This window comes from Streptomyces sp. NPDC001020, from assembly GCF_053599115.1.
Window position 1 is genome coordinate 73,973 of sequence record NZ_JBSFLQ010000032.1, and the last position, 24,628, is coordinate 98,600.

At 70.5% G+C, this 24,628-nt stretch carries 22 protein-coding genes and 2 tRNA genes; 7 read left to right on the forward strand and 17 right to left on the reverse strand.

The features are described from left to right. Window positions 1-138: 138 nt before the first annotated feature. From ACWDEX_RS26995 to ACWDEX_RS27025, 7 genes are all read right to left on the reverse strand, one after another. Window positions 139-212: transfer RNA gene (locus ACWDEX_RS26995), tRNA-Lys, on the reverse strand. 11 nt (window positions 213-223) lie between these two features. Further along, window positions 224-865 (reverse strand): hypothetical protein, encoded by a 642-nt coding sequence (locus ACWDEX_RS27000; protein WP_450466716.1) that lies wholly within the window; start codon window positions 863-865, stop codon window positions 224-226. Between the two features lie 143 nt (window positions 866-1,008). Next, window positions 1,009-1,374: a hypothetical protein gene (locus ACWDEX_RS27005; RefSeq protein ID WP_450466718.1), complete on the reverse strand. Its 366-nt coding sequence runs from the start codon at window positions 1,372-1,374 to the stop codon at window positions 1,009-1,011. Between the two features lie 251 nt (window positions 1,375-1,625). Then, a complete protein-coding gene (locus ACWDEX_RS27010; RefSeq protein WP_450466720.1) occupies window positions 1,626-2,990 on the reverse strand; it encodes an AAA domain-containing protein in 1,365 nt (454 codons plus the stop codon). Beyond that, window positions 2,987-4,600: a hypothetical protein gene (locus tag ACWDEX_RS27015; RefSeq protein ID WP_450466722.1), complete on the reverse strand. Its 1,614-nt coding sequence runs from the start codon at window positions 4,598-4,600 to the stop codon at window positions 2,987-2,989. The genes ACWDEX_RS27010 and ACWDEX_RS27015 overlap by 4 nt, the downstream gene beginning before the upstream one ends. After that, window positions 4,591-5,751, reverse strand: coding sequence for a hypothetical protein (locus tag ACWDEX_RS27020; RefSeq protein ID WP_450466724.1), 1,161 nt, complete (start codon window positions 5,749-5,751; stop codon window positions 4,591-4,593). The genes ACWDEX_RS27015 and ACWDEX_RS27020 overlap by 10 nt, the downstream gene beginning before the upstream one ends. After that, on the reverse strand, window positions 5,702-6,655 hold the full coding sequence (locus ACWDEX_RS27025) for a phosphatase PAP2 family protein (RefSeq protein ID WP_450466726.1): 954 nt from the start codon (window positions 6,653-6,655) through the stop codon (window positions 5,702-5,704). Before ACWDEX_RS27025 ends, ACWDEX_RS27020 begins: the two co-directional genes overlap by 50 nt. A 186-nt stretch (window positions 6,656-6,841) precedes the next feature. Between ACWDEX_RS27025 and ACWDEX_RS27030 the strand changes: the two genes are divergently transcribed. Next, on the forward strand, window positions 6,842-7,438 hold the full coding sequence (locus tag ACWDEX_RS27030; protein WP_450466728.1) for a histidine phosphatase family protein: 597 nt from the start codon (window positions 6,842-6,844) through the stop codon (window positions 7,436-7,438). A gap of 3 nt (window positions 7,439-7,441) precedes the next feature. Here the strand turns inward: ACWDEX_RS27030 and ACWDEX_RS27035 are convergent, their stop codons facing one another. Then, window positions 7,442-8,923 carry a hypothetical protein gene (locus ACWDEX_RS27035; RefSeq protein ID WP_450466730.1) on the reverse strand — a complete coding sequence of 494 codons (1,482 nt, stop codon included), beginning with the start codon at window positions 8,921-8,923 and terminating at the stop codon, window positions 7,442-7,444. Window positions 8,924-9,226: 303 nt separating this feature from the next. Between ACWDEX_RS27035 and ACWDEX_RS27040 the strand changes: the two genes are divergently transcribed. Beyond that, window positions 9,227-9,655: a hypothetical protein gene (locus ACWDEX_RS27040; protein WP_450466757.1), complete on the forward strand. Its 429-nt coding sequence runs from the start codon at window positions 9,227-9,229 to the stop codon at window positions 9,653-9,655. Between the two features lie 142 nt (window positions 9,656-9,797). Continuing rightward, window positions 9,798-10,667, forward strand: a complete 870-nt coding sequence (locus tag ACWDEX_RS27045) for a spermidine synthase (protein ID WP_450466732.1) — start codon at window positions 9,798-9,800, stop codon at window positions 10,665-10,667. Window positions 10,668-10,731: 64 nt separating this feature from the next. On the opposite strand, the gene ACWDEX_RS27050 is transcribed toward ACWDEX_RS27045, so the two are convergent. The 4 genes from ACWDEX_RS27050 to ACWDEX_RS27065 form a co-directional block, all read right to left on the reverse strand. Continuing rightward, complete coding sequence (locus tag ACWDEX_RS27050; RefSeq protein WP_450466733.1) at window positions 10,732-12,159, reverse strand: GH1 family beta-glucosidase; 1,428 nt, start codon at window positions 12,157-12,159, stop codon at window positions 10,732-10,734. Window positions 12,160-12,273: 114 nt separating this feature from the next. Beyond that, the gene (locus ACWDEX_RS27055) at window positions 12,274-13,176 is read right to left on the reverse strand and encodes a carbohydrate ABC transporter permease (protein WP_450466734.1); all 903 of its coding nucleotides are present in this window, start codon (window positions 13,174-13,176) and stop codon (window positions 12,274-12,276) included. Further along, window positions 13,173-14,195 carry a carbohydrate ABC transporter permease gene (locus ACWDEX_RS27060; RefSeq protein ID WP_450466759.1) on the reverse strand — a complete coding sequence of 341 codons (1,023 nt, stop codon included), beginning with the start codon at window positions 14,193-14,195 and terminating at the stop codon, window positions 13,173-13,175. Before ACWDEX_RS27060 ends, ACWDEX_RS27055 begins: the two co-directional genes overlap by 4 nt. A 5-nt stretch (window positions 14,196-14,200) precedes the next feature. After that, entirely contained in the window at window positions 14,201-15,526 is a 1,326-nt protein-coding gene (locus tag ACWDEX_RS27065) for an ABC transporter substrate-binding protein (RefSeq protein ID WP_450466735.1), read from the reverse strand. A gap of 366 nt (window positions 15,527-15,892) precedes the next feature. Here ACWDEX_RS27065 and ACWDEX_RS27070 point away from each other — a divergent pair, with 366 nt between their 5' ends. Continuing rightward, window positions 15,893-16,948 carry a LacI family DNA-binding transcriptional regulator gene (locus ACWDEX_RS27070; RefSeq protein WP_450466736.1) on the forward strand — a complete coding sequence of 352 codons (1,056 nt, stop codon included), beginning with the start codon at window positions 15,893-15,895 and terminating at the stop codon, window positions 16,946-16,948. A gap of 241 nt (window positions 16,949-17,189) precedes the next feature. Here ACWDEX_RS27070 and tnpA read toward each other — a convergent pair whose 3' ends face one another. Further along, window positions 17,190-17,606 carry an IS200/IS605 family transposase gene (tnpA, locus tag ACWDEX_RS27075; RefSeq protein WP_450466738.1) on the reverse strand — a complete coding sequence of 139 codons (417 nt, stop codon included), beginning with the start codon at window positions 17,604-17,606 and terminating at the stop codon, window positions 17,190-17,192. Between the two features lie 27 nt (window positions 17,607-17,633). Between tnpA and ACWDEX_RS27080 the strand changes: the two genes are divergently transcribed. Both ACWDEX_RS27080 and ACWDEX_RS27085 read left to right on the forward strand, forming a co-directional pair. Next, window positions 17,634-18,878 (forward strand): RNA-guided endonuclease InsQ/TnpB family protein, encoded by a 1,245-nt coding sequence (locus ACWDEX_RS27080; RefSeq protein WP_450466740.1) that lies wholly within the window; start codon window positions 17,634-17,636, stop codon window positions 18,876-18,878. Between the two features lie 202 nt (window positions 18,879-19,080). Further along, window positions 19,081-20,472: a DUF2079 domain-containing protein gene (locus ACWDEX_RS27085; RefSeq protein WP_450466742.1), complete on the forward strand. Its 1,392-nt coding sequence runs from the start codon at window positions 19,081-19,083 to the stop codon at window positions 20,470-20,472. A 205-nt stretch (window positions 20,473-20,677) separates the two neighbouring features. Here the strand turns inward: ACWDEX_RS27085 and ACWDEX_RS27090 are convergent. The 4 genes from ACWDEX_RS27090 to ACWDEX_RS27105 all read right to left on the reverse strand — a co-directional run bounded on the left by ACWDEX_RS27090 (window position 20,678) and on the right by ACWDEX_RS27105 (window position 23,545). Further along, window positions 20,678-20,750, reverse strand: a tRNA-His gene (locus ACWDEX_RS27090). Window positions 20,751-20,863: 113 nt separating this feature from the next. Continuing rightward, the gene (gene orn, locus ACWDEX_RS27095; protein ID WP_450466744.1) at window positions 20,864-21,466 is read right to left on the reverse strand and encodes an oligoribonuclease; all 603 of its coding nucleotides are present in this window, start codon (window positions 21,464-21,466) and stop codon (window positions 20,864-20,866) included. A 141-nt stretch (window positions 21,467-21,607) separates the two neighbouring features. Further along, window positions 21,608-22,846 carry a helix-turn-helix domain-containing protein gene (locus ACWDEX_RS27100; protein ID WP_450466746.1) on the reverse strand — a complete coding sequence of 413 codons (1,239 nt, stop codon included), beginning with the start codon at window positions 22,844-22,846 and terminating at the stop codon, window positions 21,608-21,610. A gap of 408 nt (window positions 22,847-23,254) precedes the next feature. Beyond that, complete coding sequence (locus ACWDEX_RS27105; RefSeq protein WP_450466748.1) at window positions 23,255-23,545, reverse strand: hypothetical protein; 291 nt, start codon at window positions 23,543-23,545, stop codon at window positions 23,255-23,257. Between the two features lie 358 nt (window positions 23,546-23,903). Between ACWDEX_RS27105 and ACWDEX_RS27110 the strand changes: the two genes are divergently transcribed. After that, the gene (locus ACWDEX_RS27110; protein WP_450466749.1) at window positions 23,904-24,431 is read left to right on the forward strand and encodes a universal stress protein; all 528 of its coding nucleotides are present in this window, start codon (window positions 23,904-23,906) and stop codon (window positions 24,429-24,431) included. The last annotated feature ends 197 nt before the right edge of the window (window positions 24,432-24,628 follow it).

The window sequence follows — 24,628 nt, forward strand, 5'->3', positions numbered from 1 at the left end:
ACGCCTGGCGTTCACCGCGCTGTGCCCGACGGGGGTGTGGGTGGCGAAGCCCCCACAACGCGCGGCGAAGCCGCGCAGAAAACAACGATGGCGGATCGTGTTCGCGCTTTCCGCGAACACGATCCGCCATCGCCATCGTGCGCCGCCAGGGACTCGAACCCCGGACCCGCTGATTAAGAGTCAGCTGCTCTAACCAACTGAGCTAGCGGCGCCTGCTGACGTCCTAGACCTTAGCACCCTGGTCGACGGGAGGAAAAATCGATATCTGTACGGAGGCGGAGGCGGCGGCGCGGGCCGCTCGGACGGCGGCCCACAGGAGGACTTCCGGCCCCGGTAGCCAGGGGTGACGGGTGTCGGGCGCGACGAGCCAGCGGGACGCGAGGCGGTTCCGGGCGGTCGTGGCGGGGCGGAGCGTGGCGTGGACAGCGGGGACGGTCACGGCGTCGCCGGGGCCGTGGCACAGGAGCGGCGGTATCGCGGCGGTGCGGGTGGTGCCGGTGTGGCTCCTGTCGTTCCATTCCTCCCAGCCGAGCAGGGAGGGCAGCCGCCGGGCCGTGCCGGGCGCGGCGAACAGCAGCACTCGGCCCCGGTGCGTGGCGACGGGCCCGGAGCCCGGCCCTTCGTCCCAGAGCTGGTCCAGCATGCGCCGCCCGAAGATCGCCGGCGTGTTCACGATGTCGAACGCGGTGCCGCAGGGCAGGACGATCGGGGCGGCGGGGACCTCCGCCCAGGAGGCGAGCGTGCTGCGGGGATACCTTCCCGCGGAGGCCAGCCATGCGGCGCCTTCCGGGGTGACGCCCGCGATGTCGTACCCATCGGGAAGGGGCGTGCGGAAGGGGTCGACGGACGGCGTTCGACTGCTCATGGCAGCCAGGTCTACCCGTCGTGAGCGGTGCGTTCCACAGAGTTGCGGAAAGCCGGGACAGACGGCGGTGGTGCGGAGTAATTTGCCGTCCGGTATATGCCGGAAGGTCATTCGGGCCAGGACTCCATGCGTCCGGACCGTGTTCAGCCCAGGTTCTCGGGGCCGCTCGTGTCGCCGCCCCGCATCAGATCCCGGCCGAACTCCACCATCTTCCTGGCGTAGTCCTCGGTCCACTCGGCCTGCTCACCGATCGCGGCCGGGGTCAGCCGCTCGAGACGGCGCGGGTCGGCGAGCTGGGCCGCGGCGATCGCCTGGTACTCCACCGCCCGGTCGGCGGCCGCGCGAAACGCCTGCGCCAGCTCCGTCGCGCGCGCCAGCAGCGCCCGCGGGTCCTCGATCGACTCCAGGTCGAAGAAGTGCTCCGGATCGGAGGCCGCCTCCGCGGGCTCGAAGAGCAGGGGCGCGGGGCGTAGCCGCGGCTCGTTGCGACGCGGCGTGTGCTCCGCCATGTTTTCTCCTCATCGTGCGGTTCGAGTGGCGCCTTCGGTGGGCCACCGTCCATTGTCTCGCGGCGGCACAAGGGGGTGGGTTTGAGCGAGCACGCCGGTCGGCGCGCTCCCTCCGCCGCGCGAATCCGCGCAGATGTCGCCTCCCGGCCGCCTGGGCTGTGCGCGGGGCCGCCTCCGGCGGTGTGCCGGACTCCGCCCGGTGGACCGGTCGTGTGGTGTCCCTGCCGGACGGGCAGCGACCGATGCCCGGGTCAGGGCCGCCACGGCACCCGGTGCTCCGCGAGATGCGCCAGGACCGCGTGGTTCGCCTCCCAGCCGTCCGGGAACTTCACCGTCACTCCCAGCTGCACGGGCTCCGTCGAGGGATGGTCGTCCAGCAGTTCCGTCACCCCCGCCCGGCACACCACGATGCACGCGTGCCGGTGCCGGGACGCGAGGACGCACAGACGGCCCGTCTCCAGGTGGAACGCCGTCGCGTCCGGGCGCCCCGACAGCGGATGCAACACCACCGTCACATCGAACTCCCGGCCCTGAAGCCGGTTCGCCGTGTCCACCGTGACGTCCGGCACCCCGAGATCCGCCAGCGCAGAGCGCACCGCTGCCGCCTGGTCCCGGTGCGCCGTGCCGACGGCGATCCGGTCCGCGGTCAGTGCCACCGGCTCCTCGGCCCGCTCCGAGACCGCCGCCCCACCCCGGTCCAGCAGCCGCCGTACGACCCGGGCCACCGCCCGCACCGCCTCGGGATCCGTCCGTGGCGTGTGCCGGGCGGGCAGCTCCAGCAGCCCCCAGCCCGTCAGCGCCGCCTCGTCGATCACCCGGTCGGGACCCGAGCCGTCCGAGGCCACCGCGAACGCGAGCCGCCGGTCCCCGTGCCCCGTTCCGCTGCGGAACGGCGTGTACGGGTAGAACGCGTCCGACACCAGTGGCGCCGCCGACGCGGGCAGTCGCCACGACACCGGCAGCCGGTGCTGGGGCAACTCGGGGTTGTGGGCCAGGAGCGTCGTCACCGCGGACGCCGACGGGTCGTACGACAGCCCGGCCCACTGCTCCGCGCCCACGATCGCGAACGGGTCCAACTGGCCGGGGTCACCGACGAACAGCGCCCGTTCGAACAGGCCGGCCACCGCCAGCAGCGCGTCCGAGCGCATCTGGTACGCCTCGTCGACGATCGCGTGCCGCCAGGGCTCGACGTCCTTGACGTGCGCCCACTTGGCGGCGGTCGAGATGACGACGTCCAGGCCCGCCAGATCGCCCGCCTTCGTCGACTTGCGGACGTTCGGCAGGTCGTCGAGCGCCTTGTCGTAGGGGTCCGGGTCGCTGCTGTGCAGCCGGCCGACCGGAAGGTCGGGGTTCTTCTCCGCCAGCCGCAGCACCAGATCGTCCACCTGCGCGTTCGTCTGTGCGATCACCATCAACGGGCGTCCGGCGGCCGCGAGTTCGAGCGCCGCCCTGACGACCAGCGTCGACTTCCCGGCGCCCGGGGGCGAGTCGACGACGACCCCGCGGTGTGCGCCGTGCAGCGTGTCACGGAGGATCGCGTCGGTGGCACGGGCGGCCGCGACCCCCGGATCGAACGCATGGCCGCGGTTGCCGTCCGCTGCGAACAGGGCGGTCACAGTACGTCCTCCTCGGTCACCGGGTCCGGTTGCGGTACGGCGTCGGCCTCACCCGGAGGCCCGCCGTGGGTCCACGGGGTCTGCTCCGGCTCGGGCAGCTTCGCCCCGCCGCGCTGTTCGTGCTCGAAGAGCGTGAAGCAGAGGCGGTCGCCCTTCTCGGGGACGGACCCGGCCTCCGGTTCCTTGCCGCGGCCCATCTTGTCGACGATGCGCAGGACCACGAACCAGTCCCTCGCACCGTCCTGGTCCGGTCCCTCGTATCCGACGAACTCGGCCGCCTGCGGCTTCCCGTTCAGTGACCGGTACACCTTCGTGCGCTCCCCGAGATGCGGCCGGTCCTCGGTCCGTACGGTCACCAGGGGGCGCGGGCTCGGCCGCTTGCCCTCGCTGTACGCCATCACCACGTCCGTGACCTCGCCCGCGAACGCCTCCCCGGAAAGCCGCCGCCCGGCCATGACGAGCGGGTCGTCGAGCGCCTCCTGGGCCTCCAGACGGGCCTGTTCGCGCTCGCGCGTGGCCAGCTTGTTCGCCGCTGTGACCGCGTCGTCGCGGCGCGGCTGCGGAGGTTCCCCGGCGGCGACCCGGTCGCGGTGACCGGTGAACGACCAGCGGTCCCGCGTCCACCGGTCCGCGACGTGGCCGCCCTCGGGCAGCGCCCGCAACAGGTCGAGCCCGTGCCACACCGCGTCCCAGGTGGGACGCGTACGGCTCGCGACGAGCGCACGGATCTCCCGCTCGGCGGCGGTGAGTTCACCGAAGCGGTCGTCCGCCTCGACGCCGTCCTCGGCGGCGGCGAGCCGGGTGCGTGCCCGGTCGTAGCGGTCGATGGCCGGGGCGAGCAGCTTGTTGTCGAAGGCCGGGTCGGTGGCGGGGCCCGCCGGCGGGCACAGCAACTGGCCGGCCTCGTCCCGTGCCAACTCGGCCCGCGCCGCCGCGTCCGCGCCCGAGGCGCCGGGCGGCGGGTCGATGCAGGCGAGCAGTGCGCCCAGGTGCTGGTCCTCCAGGCTGGACTGGCCGCTCGCCCAGTGCCGTCCCAGCACCTCGGTGAGGGCGAGCAGCAGCGAGGAGCCGGGGACCCGGGCGCGTTCCCCGTAGTGGGTGAGCCAGCGGCCCAGCAGTGGTACCCGCGGCGGCGCCGGATGCGGGGCCTCGGGGTCCTGTTCGGCGGTGCGGCTGAAGCGCATGGAACGCCCGAGGAGCCGTACGAAGTCGATGCCCGCCCGACTCGGCACGATCAGTTGCGGCGCGTCCGCGCACAGTTCCACCTCGACCTTGACCCGCTTGCCGGTCGTCGGGTCGGTCTCGGTGCGCTCGGTGAGCTCGACCGCGTCGGCGTACGCGTCGATGCAGGGCAGCACGACATCCGCGAGGTCGGCGAGGAACGCGAATCGCAGGTCGCGGTCGCGCGGCTGCGGCACCACGAGCAGCCGGGGCGCGTCCCGATCGGTGCCGACGAGCGCGCCCAGCGGCGCCCCGGCCTCCCCGGCGGTGGTGAGCGGCACGAAGACGAGGGGCCGCTCGGACAGGTGCCGGTGCCGGACGGTGGCGGCGGGCTGGGCACGCCCGGACCGCACGGCCTCCAGCCGGGCGAGCGTGGCGATCAGCGACACAGGGCGTCCTCCCGGCCGGCGAGTGCTTCCGCCCGCAGTTCGGCCGCCCTGCGCAGCGCGGCCACCGTCGGGTCGTCCGGGTCTCCGGCCTCCCCGTGGGCGGCGGCCAGCACGTCGTCCACCGTCGTCAGGCCGCCCAGCTCGGCGCGCAGCGACCGCCCCACGGACGTCACCGCGCCCTGGGCGCGGGAGCGGTCGCGGCAGTGGAAGGCCAGTTCGCAGGCGGCCAGGCACTCGGGCGCGTACGTCGCCGGTACCGCTTCGACGGCGGCTTCCAGCTCCTCCTGGGGGAGGTCGGGTGCGAAGCACGTGCCCTCGGGGAGCGTGTCGGTGATCTCCTCGATGCGGGTGAGGCGGGCCAGCTGCCGCCGGGTGACCGCGCGCTGCTTGCGGATGTCGACGGGTGAGGCGGCCGGCAGGTTGGAGAAGTCCTTCGGGCAGACCAGCAGGACCCGGTGGCGCACCACGGGCGCCGGGGCGGCCCCGGCGGATCCCTCGACGCCCGCGCCGAGGCGGGCGGCGACTGCCTCCAGCGCCAGCACGTACACCGCGGACTGGCGGGCGGCAGCGCCCACCTTCGCCGGATCCGCCGAACCGTCCAGCAGCGGGAAGGACTTGATCTCCACGACGGTCCAGCTACCGTCCGGGTGGACGACCACCGCGTCCGGCTCGAGGAACGCGGGTGAGCCCGCCACGTCGAGGGCGAGCATGGGGTGGTCGAGCAGTGCCCAGGAGCGCGCCTCGGTGGCCTCGCGCAGCGCCAGCGCTGTACGGGCCGTGCGTCCCTGAGGGCCGTCGGCCGCGAGATCGGGGGCGAGGGCCGCGGCCGGGGCCTCGACGGTGGGGTCCAGCCTCTCGTGCACCAGCCGCAGCAGCTCCGCGCCGCCGTCCGCCTTGACCCGGGCCTCGAACGCGTTGCCCCGCATGAAGGCGAACTGCGACTGTCCGAACGCCGACGGCGCGCCCAGCGCGTCCGCCAGCACCGCCTTGTTCACCCCCGCCCCGTCCAGAAGCGCGCGCCGTCTGCACCCGGGGTTGGCCGCGAGCGCGGCGAGGGCGCGCGCGTCGAGCGCCTTGGGCGGTACGGAAGGGCCGCGCAGCTCAGCGAGTCGGTGCCGCAGCGCCGTCGCCCGCGTCCGCGGGAGAGGCACCCGGCTCGGCTCCCGGCTCGTGGCGGGAGGTGCGCTGTCGGGGAATTCGCTCACCCGTCGAAGTCTGGCACCCGGCACTGACAACGGAGGAACCCGCGGCCGGTGAGGTCTCCGTGACGGGGGTGAACCGCGCCCGCAGCCGAGCCGTGATCGCGCTCTGCAGGCGCATCATCGGACGGGTCAGCAGAAGGCCGACGCCCATCACGGCGCAGCCCGCGACCGCGTCGAGGAAGTAGTGGTTGGCGGTGCCCATCACGACGATGCCGGTCAGCAGCGGATACGCGACGCCCACGGCCTTGGCCCAGCGCGTGCCGCCGTACCGCCACAGCATCACCCCGCACCACAGCGCCCAACCGACGTGCAGGCTCGGCATCGCCGCGTACTGGTTCGTCATGCCGCCCAGGCCTCGCGGCGCGCTCGCCTCGCCGCCCCACCAGCCGTACGAGCTGTACTGGGCCATCGTGTCGACGAAGCCGTGGCCGGTGGCGAGCAGGCGGGGCGGACAGGTCGGCAGCAGGGTGAAGCCGATCAGGCCGATGAGCGTGGATGTCATCAGCCAGGTGCGCATCGTGCGGTAGACGGCCGCCCGGCGTTTGAACAGCCATATCAGGATCACGGGGGTGACCAGGTAGTGCAGTGACGCGTACCAGAAGTCGGCCGGTACGCCGAGCCACGCCTCGCGGGTGAAGAGACGGTTCAGCGGGTGCTCGGCGTTGATGTGCAGTACCTGCTCCAGGCGCAGGATCGCCAGGCCGTGGTCGACGGCGGTGGAGACGTCACCCCGGGCGAGGAGCCGGCCGGCGGAGTACGAGGCGTACACCACGAGGATCAACGGCAGCTCGGTCCACCAACGCAGACGGGCCCATGGGATCACCCCGGTGCCTGCTGTCTCGGCCTGAGGCATCCGAATTCGCCCTCCCCCTTCTGCTGTGCTCCCGCACCCGGTCGTGTCACCTTACGGTGTATGCGTCGGCCTTGGTCGGGCCGCCCCCAGCCCTGATAGACGCGCACACCGGCTCCCCGGGTTGCCCGCGACCGGGGTGCGCGATGATGGGTGAGCTACCTGCTGATTCCTCCCGGAAGGCCTCCCATGGCACCACGCATCCTGCTGGCCCGGCACGGACAGACGTCATGGTCACTGTCCGGCAAGCACACCGGCAGGACCGACGTGCCACTCCTGGAGGAGGGGCGGCTGGGCGCCAAGCTCCTGGGAGAGCGGCTGCACCGGGCACCGCTGGAGGGGCTGCCCGGCGTCGAGGTGCGTACGAGTCCGCTGGCACGCGCGCGTGAGACGTGCGAACTCGCCGGGTTCGGCGAACGCGCGCGTGCCTGGGACACGTTGCTGGAGTGGGACTACGGAGCGTACGAGGGCATGACGCCTGCCGAGATCCAGGCGATCCGGCCGGGCTGGCTCATCTGGCGCGACGGCGTCCCCGAAGGGGAGACGGTGACCGAGGTCACCGCGCGCGCGGACGAGGTCGTGGCCTGGGCCCGCGCGGCGGACCGTGACGTCCTGGTCTTCGCGCACGGCCACATCCTGCGCTCCATCGGCGCGCGCTGGCTGGGACTGCCGCTGGGCTTCGCCGCGCGGATCAGGCTCAACCCGACGTCCCTGTCGGTGCTGGGCTGGGCCTATGGAGAGCCGGCGATCGAGTCCTGGAACGACTGCGGACATCTCACGCTCTAGGTATCACGACAGGGCCGCCCCGCAGCCCATGCGAGGCTGTGACGCGTGCCGGTCCAGGAACGCCGACACACCGGACGCGCGGCGGTGCGGCAGCAGCACCCTGGCCGTGCCCGCCAGCATCGTCTGGATCCTGGACGACTGGACCTCGTCCAGCAGCTCCAGCACACGCAGGCCGGCCGCGGCCGCCTCGTCGGGGTGGCCCCAGCGGGCCAGGTCGTCGGCCAGTTCCGCCGTGTACAGGGCGATGTTCCGGGTGAAGTGCGGGTCCTGGAGCTCGGTGGCACGCCGGGCGTGCCGGGCCGCGCGCGGCCAGTCGCCCAGCGTCGACCAGCACTGCGCCTCCAGACCCTCCAGTTCGGCCTCTCCGTAGAAGGTCATCCACTCGGGGTCCGCGTCCGAAGGCCCCTGCCCGAAGAGCGCCTGCGCCCGGACCAGGGACTGCTCGCAGCCCGCCCGGTCCGCGAGCCCCGCCCAGCCGCCCGCCTCCCGCAGCGCGAGCAGTGACATCAGGCGGTGCGAGCCGAGCGAGCGGGCCGCGCGCTGGGCCGCCTGCGCCGCCCGTACTGCTTCCCGCGGCCGGCCCGCGTCGCGTGCGAGGAACGCCGTGTTGCAGAACGCGTGCGCCTCCAGGGCCGCGTCGTGGGACATCCGGGACGTTGCCAGTGCCTCCGCGTAGTGCGAACGGGCGTCGTCGAAGCGCCCCGAGTCGTGTGCCAACCACCCCACCGAGATGGCCAGTTCACCCGCGCCCGAGTACAGCCGGTCCGCGACCGCCTGCCGGGTCGTACCTGCGTCGAGCAGGGCGTAAGCGGTGCGCAGGGGGGCCGCCGCACGACGGTAGAGGCCGTCCGCGCCGTGCCGGTCGTCGAGCACCCGGATCCTGCGCACGGCGTCCTCGAGCGCGTGCGCCTCGGACGAACCCGCGCGGTGGACGGGGCGTTCGGCGGCCACTGCCGGGTCACCGAAGGTGAGCCCGACAGGGCCCAGGGAGGCGGCCGCCACCGTGGCGGTGCCGCCGGTCATGAATGCGCGACGCCGCACGTCGCTCTCCTTGTGGCTCTGTTCGTCGTACGCGTGCGTGCCGTACGACTCCTGCATCTCGTAACTGTTGTGGGGGTCATAGGTCTCGTACGCATCACCAGTCTCACCCGGGGCGTACGGACGGCTGTCGATGTGTTCAGGGAGCGCTCCTGTGGCGGTGCGCGCCCCTCGGCCGCGTACCGCGGAGCGGGGCGCGAATCCCAGGTCCGCGAGCGTGCGACCCGGGAACATGTGCAGGAACACCCGTTCGTAGGCGTAGTTGGGGCAACGGATCTCTCCCGCCTCGACGCGTCCGATGTACCGCGCGTCACAGCTGACCCGCTCGCCGATCTCGCGTGCGGCCCGCCGTACGGCCGCGGCGAACTCGCCCGGGGAGCGCTGTCCGCGCAGCCGCCGGAAGGCGAGATTCGGCCGTGGTGGCCGGGGGGAAGGGAACGAGGTCATGGCCGGGCCCTCTCGTGCGAACCGTCGAACCATGCCGGATCCGGGATGAGTCGTCCGCGTGGTGCCAGTTGGTTCCCTGCGTCCGGCGGTGCAAGAAGGTACCTTCCCCGCGGGTGTCATCATGCGAGGTTTCGCTACAAACCGGATATCTCACGCACGATCTGCCATGAACTGCCATCCTTTGCGGCAGTGTTGTGCCGTAGCCCTTGACGTTCCGAAGCGTTGAACCCCACGGACCGGGAGCCCCCCCGAACTCCCGACCCAACTCACCCGTCGAGGAGGGGTTCAGTGTCGGAGGCCGGGATGCAGACCAGGCAGAGCACCGAGTTCCGTATCCAGCCGTCGAGCGCACGGCCCGTGCCGGAGTGCGGCGCACCGCCGCAGGAGGGCCCCGACCTTGTGACCGTCCCGGCCCGGCAGGGACTGGAAGCCGTCGACATCCTCCGTCGCGGGGCGGCCGACTGCGTCGGACCCGTCCTCCACGACGACGGCTGTGACACCCTCGGCTTCCTGGTCCCGCCCGGTACCGCCGACGCGTGGGACCTCCCGGGCAGTACCTGCACACAGACGCAGGGGCGCGGCATGAGCCTCGTCGCCCCGGAGCCCCCTCTCGAGGGCACGGGCTGGCTGCTTCCGCCCGGCGACGCGGAAGCGGCCACGGACCCGGCAGTGCTGCGGAAGGCCCTCGGGGAGGCGGCCCGGCTGATCGAGGCGGCGGACAACTGTCAGTAGGCCGGACACCCCGCTCACGGCGGCATCCGGGACGCCTCGGCCGGGGAGCCCCACGCCCTGGGGCCTGCGTCGCCGACCTGCGTGGGAACCGTGGGACGCCGCCGGTGGACCGCCTCCCGCGGTCAGCCCCGATAATGGCGGGATGGGCAGGTCATCACGGAGCACGCGGCGCAGGGAGGCCGTCGAGGCCGTCGTCGAGGCGGTGGACGGCGGGCTCGCGGAGCTGATCCCCGACCGTGACAGGGCATGTGCCTGGACCCTCCTCATCGACGGCGCCCCCCAGTCGCACGTCGACCTCGACGACCCCGGGTGCCTGAGCTTCGAGTACCAGCGCCGCCTCGGCCATGTCATAGACCTGGCCGCGCCGCCCGGCCGGCCCCTGCACGTCGTGCACCTCGGCGGCGGCGCGTTCACCCTCGCCCGCTACACCGCAGCCACCCGCCCCCGTTCCACCCAGCAGATCGTCGAGCGGGACGCGGCACTCGTCCAACTCGTCCGTCGCGCACTGCCGCTGGATCCCGGCGCCCGCATCCGAGTGCGCTCCACGGACGCCCGCGCGGGGCTCGCGAAGGTGCCGGACGGCTGGGCGGACCTCGTCATCACCGATGTGTTCAGCGGGGCGCGCACGCCGGCGCACCTGACGTCGGTCGAGTTCCTCGCGGATGTCCGCCGGGCGCTGAAGGAGGGCGGCCTGTACGCGGCCAACCTCACCGACGGCCCGCCGCTTGCCCATCTGCGGGGCCAGATCTCTACCGCGGCGGCCGTCTTCCCCGAACTCGCGCTGGTCGCCGACGCGGCAGTCCTGCGCGGCAGGCGCTTCGGCAACGCCGTCCTGGTCGCCTCCGGCCACCCGATCCCGGTCGCCGAACTGACCCGCCGCGCCGCCTCGGACCCGCAACCCGCGCGCGTGGAACACGGCAGGGCGCTGACCGACTTCACGGGCGGCGCCCCGAGGGTCACGGACGCCGCCGCTGTGGCATCACCGGCACCGCCGCCGTCGGCCTTCCACTGACTCCGGCGGCCGGCTCACCGCCGCCGGGGCACGGCACCTCCCTGCCGCGCCGCGCCCCGTGCGGTCAGTCCTCCACCGGCGGCAGCTCTCCCGTCCGTGCCGCCCGCCCGTACCAGTGCGCGCTCGACTTCGGCGTGCGCTCCAGCGTCGTGTAGTCCACGTACACGGCGCCGAACCGCTTCTCGTAGCCGTACGACCATTCGAAGTTGTCCATCAGGGACCACAGGTAGTAGCCACGCACGTCCGCGCCGTCCGTGATCGCCCGGCGGACCGCGGACAGATGACCGTGCAGATACGCGATCCGCTCCGGGTCGCGCACCTGCCCGTCCGGGTCCGGCTTGTCGTCGTACGCCGCGCCGTTCTCCGTCACGTACAGCGGCAGGCCCGGCGCCTCCCGGGTGTACCGCATGAGCAGCTCGTGGATCCCGGTCGGGTCGACGCTCCAGCCCATCTCCGTCCGCACGCCCGGCGGGTGATGGAACGCCACATCGTCCGCTCCCGGCCACGGTGAATGCGCGCTCGCACCGTGTCCGTCCGCCCGCGGCCCGCTCGTGCCCGGCTGAGAAACCGCCGACACCAGTGCCGGGGTGTAGTAGTTGAGGCCGAGGGCGTCCAGCGGCTGGTGGATCGCCTTCAGGTCTTCGGCCCGGACGTAGGACCAGTCGGTGATCCGCGACGTCGCCGCCGACAGGGTCGCGGGGTACGCCCCGTGCAGCATCGGGCCGTGGAAGACGCCGTTCGCCAGGTCGTCGATCTTCCGGCCCGCCGCCAGATCCGCGGGATCCTCCGAAACCGTCCTGACCACCGCGGAGTTGAGGCTCACGGCGACCGTGTTACGGGCAGGCATCGCCGACCTCAGCGCGGCAGCGCCCAGACCGTGCGCCAGGTTCAGATGGTGCGCCGCCCGGAGCGCCGCCGCCGCGTCCGTACGGCCGGGGGCGTGGACCCCGGAGCCGTAGCCGAGGAACGCGCTGCACCACGGCTCGTTCAGCGTGATCCACTGCTCCACGCGATCGCCCAGCGCCTCGCCCATGATCCGGGCGTACTCGGCGAACCGGTACGCCGTGTCCCGCTGTGGCCAGCCGCCCGCGTCCTCCAACTCCTGCGGCAGATCCCAGTGGTAGAGGGTGAGCGCGGGCTTGATGCCATGGGCGAGCAGGTCGTCCACGAGACGGCGGTAGAAGTCCAGGCCCCGCTGGACCGCGGGCCCCCGGCCTGTCGGCTGCACGCGCGGCCAGGAGACCGAGAAGCGGTACGCCGTCAGGCCAAGATCGGCCATCAACGCGACGTCCTCGCGGTAGCGGTGGTAGTGGTCGACAGCGGTGTCACCACTGTCGCCGCCGGCTGTTTTGCCCGGCGTATGGCTGAAGGTGTCCCAGATGGAGGGGGTGCGGCCGTCCTCCCGCACCGCCCCCTCGATCTGGTACGCGGAAGTCGCCGCGCCCCAGAGGAAGGAGGGAGGAAAGGTCACCGGGGTGACGTTGTCAGACATGGAAGCGCTCCCATAGGTGGTCGTGGAAAGCCGGCGGATGGCCGGATAGGGGATGAGGGGCCCAGGCGACGGGGACCCAGTGCCCTGGCGGGCACCAGGCCCTCTTGATCGGCGTCAGCCCTTGACGGCGCCCTGCATGATGCCGCCCACGATCTGCCTGCCGAAGATCGCGAAGACCAGTAGCAGCGGCAGCGTGCCGAGCAGCGCGCCCGCCATGATCAGGGACTGGTCCGGGGTGTAGCCGCGGCCCAGGCCCGCGACCGCCACCTGGACGGTCGGACTGCCGTTCTGCGTCAGGACCAGGAACGGCCACAGGAAGTCGTTCCACGTCTGCACGAACATCAGCATGCCGAGGACCGCCATCGCGGGCCGCGCCGCCGGGAACACCACGTGCCACATCACACGCCAACTGCTCGCGCCGTCCACCCGGGCGGCCTCGATGATCTCGTCCGGCAGCGCCTGGAGCAGGTACTGCCGCATGAAGAACACCCCGAACGCGCTCACCAGCGACGGCAGGATCACCGCCTGCAACTGGTCGGTCCAGTCCAGCTTGGCGACCATCATGTACAGCGGGATCACGCTGAGTTGCGGCGGCACCATCATCGTGCCGATGACGATCAGCATCAGCGCTCCCCGGCCTCTGAAGCGCAGTTTGGCGAAGGCGAACCCGGCAATCGTCGACAGGAAGACGATGGTCACCGCAGAAATGCCCGCCACCACGGTGGTGTTGAAGAACGCCTCGCCCAGATTGGCGTCCGACCAGGCGATCTTGAGGTTGTGGAACAGGTTCGCCCCGAACCAGAAGGGCGGGGGTGTCTGCGCCAGCCGGTTGTTGTCGCGCGAGGCCGCGATCGCCGACCACACCAGCGGGAACAGCGAACCGACGGCGAACAGGATCAGGACGGCGTACGCGAGCGGACCCGCATGGAGTTGCCCACCGGCACGCGCGGCCTTGGACCGGCCGACCCGCCTGGGCCTCGGCGCCGCGTCCTCGGGCTTCGTCAGGGGCGTCGTCACGACCGGTTCTCCTCACTACTGGCGCGCAGCCGACGCGAGATGACGTAGTTGACGATCCCGATCACGATGAGGATCAGGAACATCGTCCAGGCGATCGCGGAGGCCCGGCCCAGGTGCTGGTTCACCCAGCCCTGCTCGTACAGATACAGGCCCAGCGTCTGGAACTGGTGCTCGGCGCCGCCCGACGCCCCCTTGTTCGCGTCGAACAGCAGGGGCTCACCGAAGAGCTGACTGGCGCCGATGGTCGACACGACACAGGTGAACAGGATCGTCGGCCGCAGCGAGGGCAGCGTGACATGGAAGAACTGCTGCCAGCGGCCCGCGCCGTCCAGGGCCGCCGACTCGTACAGATCCTGCGGGATGGCCTGCATCGCCGCCAGGTAGATCAGCGCGTTGTAGCCCGTCCAGCGCCAGATAATGATCGACGAGACGGCTATCTGCGAGGGCCACTTGCTGTTCTGCCAGTCGATGCTGTCGATCCCGGCGAAGTGCAGCACCCAGTTGATCATCCCGTAGTCGCGCCCGAAGAGCAGCACGAACACCAGCGAGGCCGCGGCGATCGACGTCGCGTACGGGGCGAGCATCACGACCCGGTAGAAGGTCGAGGCGCGCAGCTTGTAGTTGAGGATGTGGGCCAGGCCCATCGCCATCAGCAACTGCGGGACGGTCGAGATGATCCCGATGGTCAGGGTGTTCTTCGCCGCGTTCCAGAAGAAGTCGTCGTCGAAGATCCGGGTGTAGTTGCGCAGGCCCGCCCAGTGCATGTCGGTCGGCGCCGTCAACTCCACCGTGTGCAGCGAGGCCCAGGCCGTGTAGACCAGCGGGAACAGGCCGAAGGCGAGGAAGAGCAGGAAGAACGGCGAGACGAACGCGTAGGGACTGAAGCGCATGTCCCATCGCCAGCGGCGGGACAGCCGCGCGCGACGCCGCAGCTCCGCCTCGGTGGGTGCGGCGGGCGAGCGGCCCGGGGCCGCGCCCCCCTTTGTGGGGGACGCGGCGCTCTCGTGCCGGGTGGTCATGCCGGTCACTTGTCCAGGTTGTTGTCGATGGTCTTGGTGGCCGTCTCCCAGGCCTGCGCGGGCGACTTGCCCTTCGTCACGAGGAAGACGCCGTTGTCGGTCAGACCCTGCTGGATGATCTGGTCCTTCGGCCCGATGACCTGGACCGGGCTGGACTTGGCGGCCTCGGCGAAGATCGCGCCGATCGGGGCGTCACCGGTCATCTCGTTCTTCGAGCCGGTGACTTCGGGTGAGCTGTAAGCGGCCTGCGCGCTCGGGAAGCTGCCCTGGACGCCGAACAGCTTGGCCTGCTGGGCGGGCGCGGTCAGCCAGGCGGCCAGCGCCTCGGCCTCCTTCACATGCTTGCCGGCCTTCGGCACGGTCAGGAAGGAGCCGCCCCAGTTGCCCGACTTGGGCGCCACGGCCACGTCCCACTTGCCCTTGGCGTCCGCCTTCGACTTCCCCTTGATGTAGCCGAGCATCCACGGCGGACAGGCCATCGCGGCGAACTTCACGTTGGCGATCGTCTGGTCCCAGGCCGGCTGGAACTGGGTCTGGGCCCCGAGCAGCCCCTCCTCGGCGGCCTTCGCGGTCAGGTCGAAGGCGCTCTTGACGGCGGGGTTCGTCTTGTAGACGACCTTGCCGGAGGAATCGTAGAACTTCTCCTTCTCACTGCTGAGGATCGCGTTCAGCAGGCCGCCGGGGGAGTCCATGAAGGTGGTGCCCTTCGGCGCCTTCTTCTTGTACGTCTCGCCGACGCCGACGAGCTTGCTCCAGTCGCCGGCCCACAGCTTGCCCACCTGCTCGCGGTCGGTGGGCAGCCCGGCCTGCTGGAACAGGTCCTTGCGGTAGCAGATGGCCATCGGACCCACGTCGGTGCCGAGGCCGATCGTCTGTCCGTCCTTGGCGGTGGCCTGCTGCCACTTCCAGTCCAGGAAATCGCCCTTGTTCACGCCCGAAACCTTGGAGAGGTCCTCCAGCTTGGACGCCTGCGTGGTGACCACCTCGGCGATGTTGCCGACCTCCACACCCTGGATGTCCTGAAGGCCGCTGCCGGTGGTGAGGTGGTTGACGAGTGCCGGGTAGTAGTTCTCGTTCCGCTCGGTGACATTCTCGGCGATCTTGATGGTGGGGTGGAGCCTCTCGTACTCCGCGTAGAGCCCGGCCTCCTTGAAGCCGAAGGTGCCGAAGAGGCCGAGGGTGATGGTGGTCTTGCCCTTTCCACCGCCGGAGTCGCCGCCACTGCCGCCGTTCCCGCCGCTGTCGTCGGCGCAGCCGGCCAGCAGACCGGCGCCCAGCGCGGCGACGGCCGCCAAGGCCAGCACTCTGTGGGTGGAACGCGTACGTCGCATGTCGTCCTCCTGTTCCCCTGACGTGCCGACCCCCCGGCCAACTTGCATGCGGAGCCCGTGTGTTCGCGCTGCGGCTCGGGCGGGGAACGTGCGGGATGTGTATGAGCCAGGTGCTGTGGGAGCGCTCCCACAAGTGATGTGTTGAAGAGTCGTTGGTCCGAGCGGGGGTGTCAAGGGAGCGGACGCAGCGAACTGCCTTCGGATACCGACGCGTTGACCGGCCCGCGGAATGGATGCCTGCAGGCGGCGACGGTGGCCGGGAAGCCGTGCCGGTCGGCCCCGGTGATCGAGTTCGGAGCGGGGGCCTCGACGCTGCTGTTAGATTCCAGGCCAGGCGCGGAGCGCATGGGGTGACGGGAGGCGGCCATGGCAGGCCACGGAACGCGGGGCCGGAGTGGCCGGCGGCCGACCCTGGAAGAGGTCGCCGCGCGGGCCGGTGTGGGCCGCGGTACGGTCTCCCGGGTGATCAACGGTTCACCCCGGGTCAGTGACGCGACGCGCGCGGCCGTCGAGGCGGCGGTCGCGGAGCTCGGTTACGTGCCGAACACGGCGGCCCGGGCGCTGGCCGCAAACCGTACCGACGCGATCGCCCTCGTGGTCCCGGAGCCGGAGACCCGCTTCTTCGCGGAGCCGTACTTCTCGGAGATGCTGCGCGGGGTGGGCGCGGAGCTGGCGGAGACGGAGTTGCAGCTACTGCTGATCTTCGCGGGCAGCGACCGTGAGCGGCGCAGACTGGCGCAGTACCTGGCGGCACACCGGGTGGACGGCGTCCTGCTGGTCTCCGTGCACGCGGACGACCCGCTGCCGGACCTTCTCACCCAGCTGGAGATCCCGGCGGTGATCAGCGGCCCGCGCTCGGAGCGCGAGACGCTGCCGTCGGTGGACTCGGACAACCACGGCGGCGGTCGCTCGGCGGTCGAGCACCTGATCGCCCGTGGTCGTACGCGTATAGCCACGATCACGGGCCGTCTCGACGTGTACGGCGCCGCGCGACGCGTCGAGGGCTACCGGGCCGCCCTGCGCGACGCGGGTCGGGAGGTGGACGAGGCCCTGATCGCCACCGGTGACTTCACGGAGGAGGGTGGTCGCCGGGCGATGAGGCAACTGCTGGCCCGCCGCCCGGAACTGGACGCGGTGTTCGCGGAGTCGGACGTGATGGCGGCGGGCGCGCGCCACGCGCTGCGCGAGGCGGGCCGTCGCATACCCGACGACGTGGCGCTGGTCGGGTACGACGACTCGGTGATCGCCCGCCACATGGACCCGCCCCTGACCAGCGTGCGCCAGCCCATCGAGGAGATGGGCCGGGCGATGATCGACCTGTTGCTGGACGAGATAGCGGACCGCCGCCCGGCGACTTCGCGGGGTCTGGACCGCCGTCAGGTGGTCCTGCCCACGGAACTGGTGGAGCGGGACTCGTCCTGAGGGCGGGGCCGGCAGAGGCAAGGGGCACAGGCACGGCGCCCGCCAGGATGGGCGAGGCAGGGCGGCACCAGCCGCTCAACGATCCCCACCACGGCCAACAGCCTACCGAGCCGAATGAGATGACTTCTTGGTCGGCCCGGCTGAAGGCGTCCCTGGTGAACTCGCTTACCGGGACTCTTGCAGAAAGCCCCGGCGTTCACGCCGGGGATGAATGCATCTCAAGACTGCTCTGACGTGCACGTTAGAGCGGACGTTTTTGCTGCTCGATGTACTGGCGGACGATCGCCAACGGTGCTCCGCCGCACGACGCGGAGAAGTATGAGGGCGACCACAGGTGCCCATGCATGATGGCGCGGTTGATCCGGCCGGTGAACTCCTGCCATATGCGGCGGGCGGAGACGCCCTTGAGGCTGTTGACCAGCTTGGAGACGGCGACCTTGGGTGGGTAGTGCACCAACAGGTGGACGTGATCGCGTTCGCCGTTGAACTCCTTCAGCTCGGCCTCGAAGTCCTCGCAGACCTTGCGCATGATCTCTTCGCAGCGTGTCAGCATCTCGTCGTTGAACACCCCTCGCCGGTACTTCGTCACAAAGACCAAGTGCACATGCATCGCCGAGACAACGTGTCTTCCCCGCCTGTAGTCGTTCTTCCCATCCATGAGACCAATCCCAGTAGGATCTTGGTTGTGCAGCTCCGCTACAACTACCGGGCCTACCCGGACGCCGCACAGCGCCGTGCGCTGGCCAGTGCGTTCGGGTGCGCCCGCGTGGTGTGGAACGACTGCCTGCGCGACCGGAAGCAAGCGCACGCGGCGGGGCTGCCATATGTGAAGTCGGCCGAGCTGTCCCGGCTTCGCATCACCGAGGCCAAGCGCACCGAGGAACGCGCCTGGCTCGCCGACGTGTCGGCTGTCGTCCTGCAACAGTCCCTGCGGGACCTGGACACCGCCTACAAGAACTTCTTCGACAGCCTCAAGGGCAAGCGGCAGGGCCGCAAGGTCGGCCCTCCCCGCTACAAGTCGAAGAAGGACACCCGGCAGTCGATCCGCCTCAACACCAACGCCTTCTGCCTCCACAGCGACGGCACGGTGTACGTGGCCAAGGTCGGCAATCTCAAGGTCAAGTGGTCCCGCAGGCTTCCGGCCGCACCCACGTCCCTGACCGTCACCAAGGACAGCTCCGGCCGGTACTTCCTCAGCTTCGTCGTGGACACCGAGCCGGACATCCTGCCCGAGCTGGAGACCGACGCCGGTATCGACCTCGGCCTGTCCGCCTTCGCCGTCCTGTCCGACGGCAGGAGGATCGACAGCCCGCGCTTCCTGCGCCGGGCGGAGAAGAAACTCAAGCGTCTTCAGCGGGAGCTGTCCCGCAAGGCCAAGGGATCGAAGAACCGGGCCAAGGCCCGCATCAAGGTCGCACGCCAGCACGCCAAGGTGGCGGACCGACGCCGGGACTGGCACCACAAGGCATCCACACAGATCATTCGCGACAACCAAGCGGTGTACGTGGAAGACCTCGCGGTGTCCGGCCTCGGCCGTACCCGGCTCGCCAAGTCCGTGCACGACGCGGGATGGTCCGCGTTCGTCGGCATGTTGGAGTACAAGGCGGTCAAGCACGGCCGCGTCTTCGCCAAGGTGGACCGCGCTTTCCCGTCCTCTCAGGTCTGCTCGGCCTGCGGATTCCGGGACGGTCCCAAGCCCCTGCACGTCCGGGAGTGGACGTGCGGCGAATGTGGCACGGTGCACGACCGTGACCACAACGCAGCCCGTAACGTCCTCTTCGAAGGCCGCCGAATCGTCGCCGCCGGACGGGCGGAGACACTAAACGCCTGTGGAGCGCCGGTAAGACGGGCATCCGTGCCCGCACAGCGCGGTGAAGCAGGAAGCCCCCGGAAGGGTCAGACGACCCAGGCCGGAATCCCTGGACTTTAGGCCAGGGAGCACGTCAATATCGCTGCTGATCACCCGCCACGATGCCGCTGGCCGTGCTGGTGCCGGCTCGCCGGGTCGAGATGACGGGTGGAGAAGACCTTGTGGCCGGTGCCGAGCGCGCTCAGCTGAGCAACGCCAAAGCAGTCAACGGAAGTCAATGACCCACACGGCTCCTCTCTCCGTATCGAGTGGTTCACCGCGCATGTCCGGTACCGGTCGCCTTGTGCGCCGGGCCGGGACTCCACATGTGCTGTTGGGTGTCGCTCTCTTCGGTGTCTACGCGACCGTCTCCGTCGCTCGATATGTGTGTTTCAGATCCAGGTCGTGGGATCTGGCGATATTCGAGCAGGTGGTGCGGGCATACGCACATTTCCGAGCGCCGATCGCTCCCGTCAAGGGGCCGGATTTCAACATCCTCGGCGATCACTTCAGTCCTGTCACGGCCTTGATCGGCCCGCTGTACCGAGTGTTTCCAAGCCCGATCACACTGCTGCTGGTCCAGGCGGCTCTCTTCGCCGTTTCGGCCGCCGTCATCTCCGACACGGCGGCACTCTTCCTGGGCCGCGTCCGGGGGCTGCTCATCGGAGCTGCCTACGGCCTGTCCTGGGGGATCCAGCGAGCCGTCGACTTCGACTTCCACGAGATATGTTTCGCGGTTCCCCTGCTGTCTGTCGCTCTGCGCCAGTTCCTGCGGGGGAACTGGCGCCGGGCCGCTTACTGGTCCCTGCCGCTGGTGTTCGTCAAGGAGGACCTCGGCCTGACGGTCGCGGGTCTGGGGCTCTGCCTCTTCCTGGCCCGGCAGCGGGCGCTCGGCGCGGGCTTGGCCGCATGGGGCATCGGTGCCACGGCGGCCTCCCTTCTCGTGGTCATACCGATGTTCAACCCGAGTGACGGGTACGACTACTGGAAAAAGGTCGCAGGTCACGAAACCGCCTCCGCGAGCCTGCTCGGTCAGTTCGTCGAAGCGTCCGGGACGAAGACGGAAACTCTGGTGTGGATCGTGGGGGTGACGGCGTTTCTCGCGCTGCGGTCGCCTCTCCTCCTCATGGTCGTGCCCACGCTGGGTTGGCGCTTTCTGTCGTCGGAATCCAGCTACTGGGGGACGGACTGGCACTACAACGCGATTCTCATGCCCATCGTGTTCGCGGCCCTGATCGACGCGATCCGTAATTCCCCTTCGTCCTCCCGTGCCTGGGTGCACCGTTACGCCCGCAACACCGTCCCGGCGGTGGTGGCCATAGCCGTCGTACTGTCCTTCCAACTGCCCGTACGCGACCTCCTGAAGCCCGGCACCTATGACGGTGGCAAACGCGCCGCGGCCGCGTACGAAGCGGTCTCGCGTATACCGGACGGCGCGACGGTGGAGGCCAACACCGGCCTGATGACCCACCTCACAGGGCGGACCACGGTCTACTGGGTCGGCAACACGGGGCCCCTGACACCTCAGTACATCGCTCTGGACCTCGCCGTGGGATGGCCGTCCCGGCCGACCGACCTGGTTGCCTACGCCGGGCAGCTGCATCCGTCCGCGAGATACGAACTCGTCTTCCAGAGCGAGAACTACGCTGTGTTGGCGTTCAGGGGCAGAAAGTAACGAGCCTGATGGGTGCCCGAACGGCTGACTCCGATGGCTTGGTCCGGTCTGCTCGCCCGCTCCCGGCGGGTATCGACCTGTGGCGGCGGGACAGCGGCGGGGCGGGGGCCCGGCGGCGCTCGTGCGCGCGGCGGGCTCAGCCGCAACCCTGAAACGCAGATCAGCCGGCGACTCGTTTCTGACGAGTCACCGGCTGACTACTCGGGGTGAGTGACGGGACTCGAACCCGCGGCATCCTGGACCACAACCAGGTGCTCTACCAGCTGAGCTACACCCACCATGACCGGCTTTCTTGCGGTTTCCCGCACCGGCCGAGAAAGAGTCTACAGGGTCTGAAGGGGTGCTCGCGCCACCATTTTCCCGGGGCCCCGTCGGGGCCCCGGAGCGGCCGCTATCGTGCGGGCAGTACGTGCTTGGCCGCTATCGCGCGTGCCGTGTCCGAGTCGGGGCCCGGCTGGGGCACGAAGACAGCCTCACGGTAGTAGCGCAACTCCGCGATCGACTCACGGATGTCGGCCAGCGCGCGGTGGTTGCCGTTCTTCTGGGGACTGTTGTAGTACGTCCGCGGATACCAGCGCCGGGCCAGCTCCTTGATGGAGCTGACGTCCACGATCCGGTAGTGGAGATAGCCCTCGAGCGTCGGCATGTCGCGGGTCAGGAAGCCGCGGTCCGTGCCGACGGAGTTGCCGCACAGCGGGGCCTTGCCCGGTTCCTTGACGTGCTCCCGTACGTATGCGAGGACCTGCTCCTCGGCGTCGGCCAGCGTCGTGCCGGCCGCCAGCTCGTCGAGCAGTCCCGAGGCGGTGTGCATCTCACGCACCACCTCCGGCATCGTCTCCAGCGCCGCGTCGGGCGGCCGGATCACGATGTCCACCCCTTCGCCGAGTACGTTCAGCTCGGAGTCGGTGACCAGCGCGGCCACCTCGATGAGCGCGTCGTCGGACAACGAGAGTCCGGTCATCTCGCAGTCGATCCACACCATGCGATCGTTCATGTGTCCCACCTTATGGCCCACCGGGTCCGGGCGGACCGCCCCTGCGTGTGGGGAACATCGCTGGGGGCACGCCGGAAGGCCGTGACCCGTGATACGTACCACGGGTCACGGGTCACGGCCTTCCGCGTCGGCACGGCGGCGTTACGGTGCGCTGCGTTGTCCGGGCAGGTTCGGGCGGCCCGTCGCGTACAGCTCCGGTACGTGCTTGCCCGGGTGGTGGTCCGTGGACACGGACGTGGTGGGGGCGAGCGAGCTCGCCGCCGCCGTGCGACGGGACTGCTGGGGGACCGAGGCGGTCTCCGGTGCGGCCTGCGGCGCCGGTGACGCTGCCGGGCCGTCCGCCTCGACCGGCCGTTCCCCCTGTGGGCGGCGTGCCCGGTACGCGGCCCTGTAGGCGGCCGGCGAGGAGCCGAGCTGGCGTCGGAAGTGGCCGCGCAGCGCGACCGGGGAGCGGAAGCCGCAGCGTCCGGCGACCTCGTCGACGGAGTACTCGGAGGTCTCCAGGAGCCGCTGTGCCTGCAGCACCCGCTGGGTGATCAGCCACTGCAGGGGAGCGCTCCCGGTGAGCGAACGGAAGCGGCGGTCGAACGTCCGTCGGCTCATGTACGCACGCGCGGCCAGGGTCTCCACGTCGAACTGTTCGTGAAGGTGCTCCAGCGCCCAGGCGACGACCTCCGCGAGCGGGTCGGCGCCGATCTCCTCGGGTAAAGACCTGTCGAGATAGCGCTCCTGACCGCCGGTGCGGCGCGGCGGGACCACCAGGCGGCGGGCGAGCGCGCCGGCCGCCTCGTTGCCGTGGTCCGTGCGCACGATGTGGAGGCAGAGGTCGATTCCGGCCGCCGTGCCGGCCGAGGTGAGGACGTCTCCGTCGTCCACGAACAGTTCACGCGGATCGACGTGCACCGACGGATAACGCTTGGCCAGCGTCGGCGCGTACATCCAGTGTGTGGTGGCGGGCCGTCCGTCCAGCAGTCCGGCGGCGGCCAGTACGAAGGCGCCGGTGCACAGCCCGACGATGCGCGCGCCCTCCTCGTGCGCGCGGCGCAGCGCGTCGAGCGCTTCCTCCGGCGGTGGTGAGGTGATGGACCGCCAGGCCGGCACGACGACGGTGCCCGCCCGTGAGATCGCCTCCAGGCCGTGCGGCGCGGTGAGTTCCAGGCCCCCTGTGGTCCGCAGTGGGCCTTCCTCGCCGGCGGCGACCAGCAGTCGGTAGCGCGGAACTCCGGCGTCCTGGCGGTCGATTCCGAACACCGACAGCGGTATGGAACTCTCGAAAATGGGGCCGCCGCTGAACAGCAGCACCGCGACGATCTCCTTGCGGCGTCGCCCGGAAAGCTTCCGGGCCGCGGTTTCCGGCGCGGCAGTGGAGTCGTGGCTCATCCTGCTAAGCCCCCCTCGGTGGTCGCGGCTCCTCGGTTATGTCGCTCCTGCACGTTTCCCCTCGGTCCTGCACGAGTTCCCCGCCGTAAGACAGTCATGATCGAATCTACTGTGTCCCGTGGTGCCGCCGTGACCAGTTCACGATCCGGCACATTGTCGACATGGCAACTTGGCGTGAAGCATTCGATCACGAAGCGTCGCACTCGCGCGCCGCGCAGGGAAGTGCGCCTCGTCGCGGTGGCCAATCCCCGTAGGGTGCGCTCGCCCTACGGGGTCCTTTCAGTGCAGGTCGAACGGGGGGTCGGGGGTCGTTCGAGCCCCGGATGCATGAGGGTGAGAACTTGGCTGAAAAGAAGCGGGGGCGTGCGTGGAAACCGGTCAGTCGACCGGAGCGGTTTCCCCGCTGTGTCATACACGCCTGTGCGCCCCTGGTTCGGGTCTGCTGTGCCGTCCGCGGTGCGGTGAGCGCTCCTCGTCCCTCAGTTGTGCCGCGCCCCGCTCGGACTGCCGCAGCAGCGCCCCGCACGCCCCGGTGACGACCGCCAGCCCCAGCGTCGCGCTGATCGCGCCGGCGAGTGGGATGCCGTAGTGGAGGAGGACCACGGGGACCAGGGCGCAGCCGAAGGCGGCCCAGCGGATCACGGTGCTCGCGGTGTCCGGTGCGGGGCGGTTCTGGGGGGCGGTGCGCGGTGTGGGCACGGCGTGCTCCCTGGGGCGTCGGGTCACCCGATTCAACGCGTGTTCCAGCGGTCGGTCACTGCCCGTGGTCCTCAGCCCCGCACCGCCTCCGACGCTCTGCCCGATTCTCGCTTCTCGTTTCCCGATTCCCGGTGAGCGCCGTGGAATATTGCGGGATCCCTTCGTACGTGGCCACAACCGTTGCATTACGGGCGCCCCTCGGGCATGCTCCCTGGAACCCCTGTGCGGTGTGCGCGGGATCTGGGCCAAGGAGGCGTGCCGCCGTACCCTTGGGGGTATGGGGTTGGGAAGATGATTCCCGGACACAGCTCCGCGCACACTGTTGCCCCACCACGAGGATCACAACGCCGAGACACCCATGGCCGGTCACGAATTCTCCGATCCCGCTGACCGCAAGCGCCCCGTCGCCGACCCCACGGCGGCCGAGCCCTTGGCGGCGGAAGAGTCACGCTCGTCCTGCGACCCCGCCTTCAAACACGGCGTGGTCGTCGGCTTCGACGGCTCCACCTCCAGTGAGCGTGCCCTCGCGTACGCGATCGGCATGGCCCATCGCTCCCGCACGGGCCTGATCATCGTCCACGTCGCCAACCGGCTGCCCACCACGGTGTGGGCGGGCTGCGAGCCCCCGGTCTTCGTCGACGTGCCCGACCACCGCACCGAGGTCCTCGGGCTCGAACTCGCCTGCGCGGACCATCTCACCGAGGTGCCGTGGATCCTCGTCGAGCGCGGCGGCGACATCTGCCACGAACTCGAAGAGGTGGGGCGGGAGTACGAGGCGGACGCGATCGTCGTCGGCTCCACGCACGGCATCGTGGGCCGTATCTTCGGCTCCGTCGCGGGCCGTCTCGCCAAGCGCGCCCAGCGCCCGGTGGTCGTCATCCCCTGAACTCACCGTCCGCCGCTCCCGGCGCGCGCTGCCGTCCCGGACTGGGCGTTGATCGTCTACAACCGCAACGCGTCGTACTCCCCGGCGGCATGAGCCGCGGCTCGGGGTCCCAGTAGTTCTCGCGGAAAAACCAACGCTAAGCAGTGATGGTCCAGTGTGGCGTGCGCGGGCCGGGGAGTTCGCCGTTGGGGAGGGCG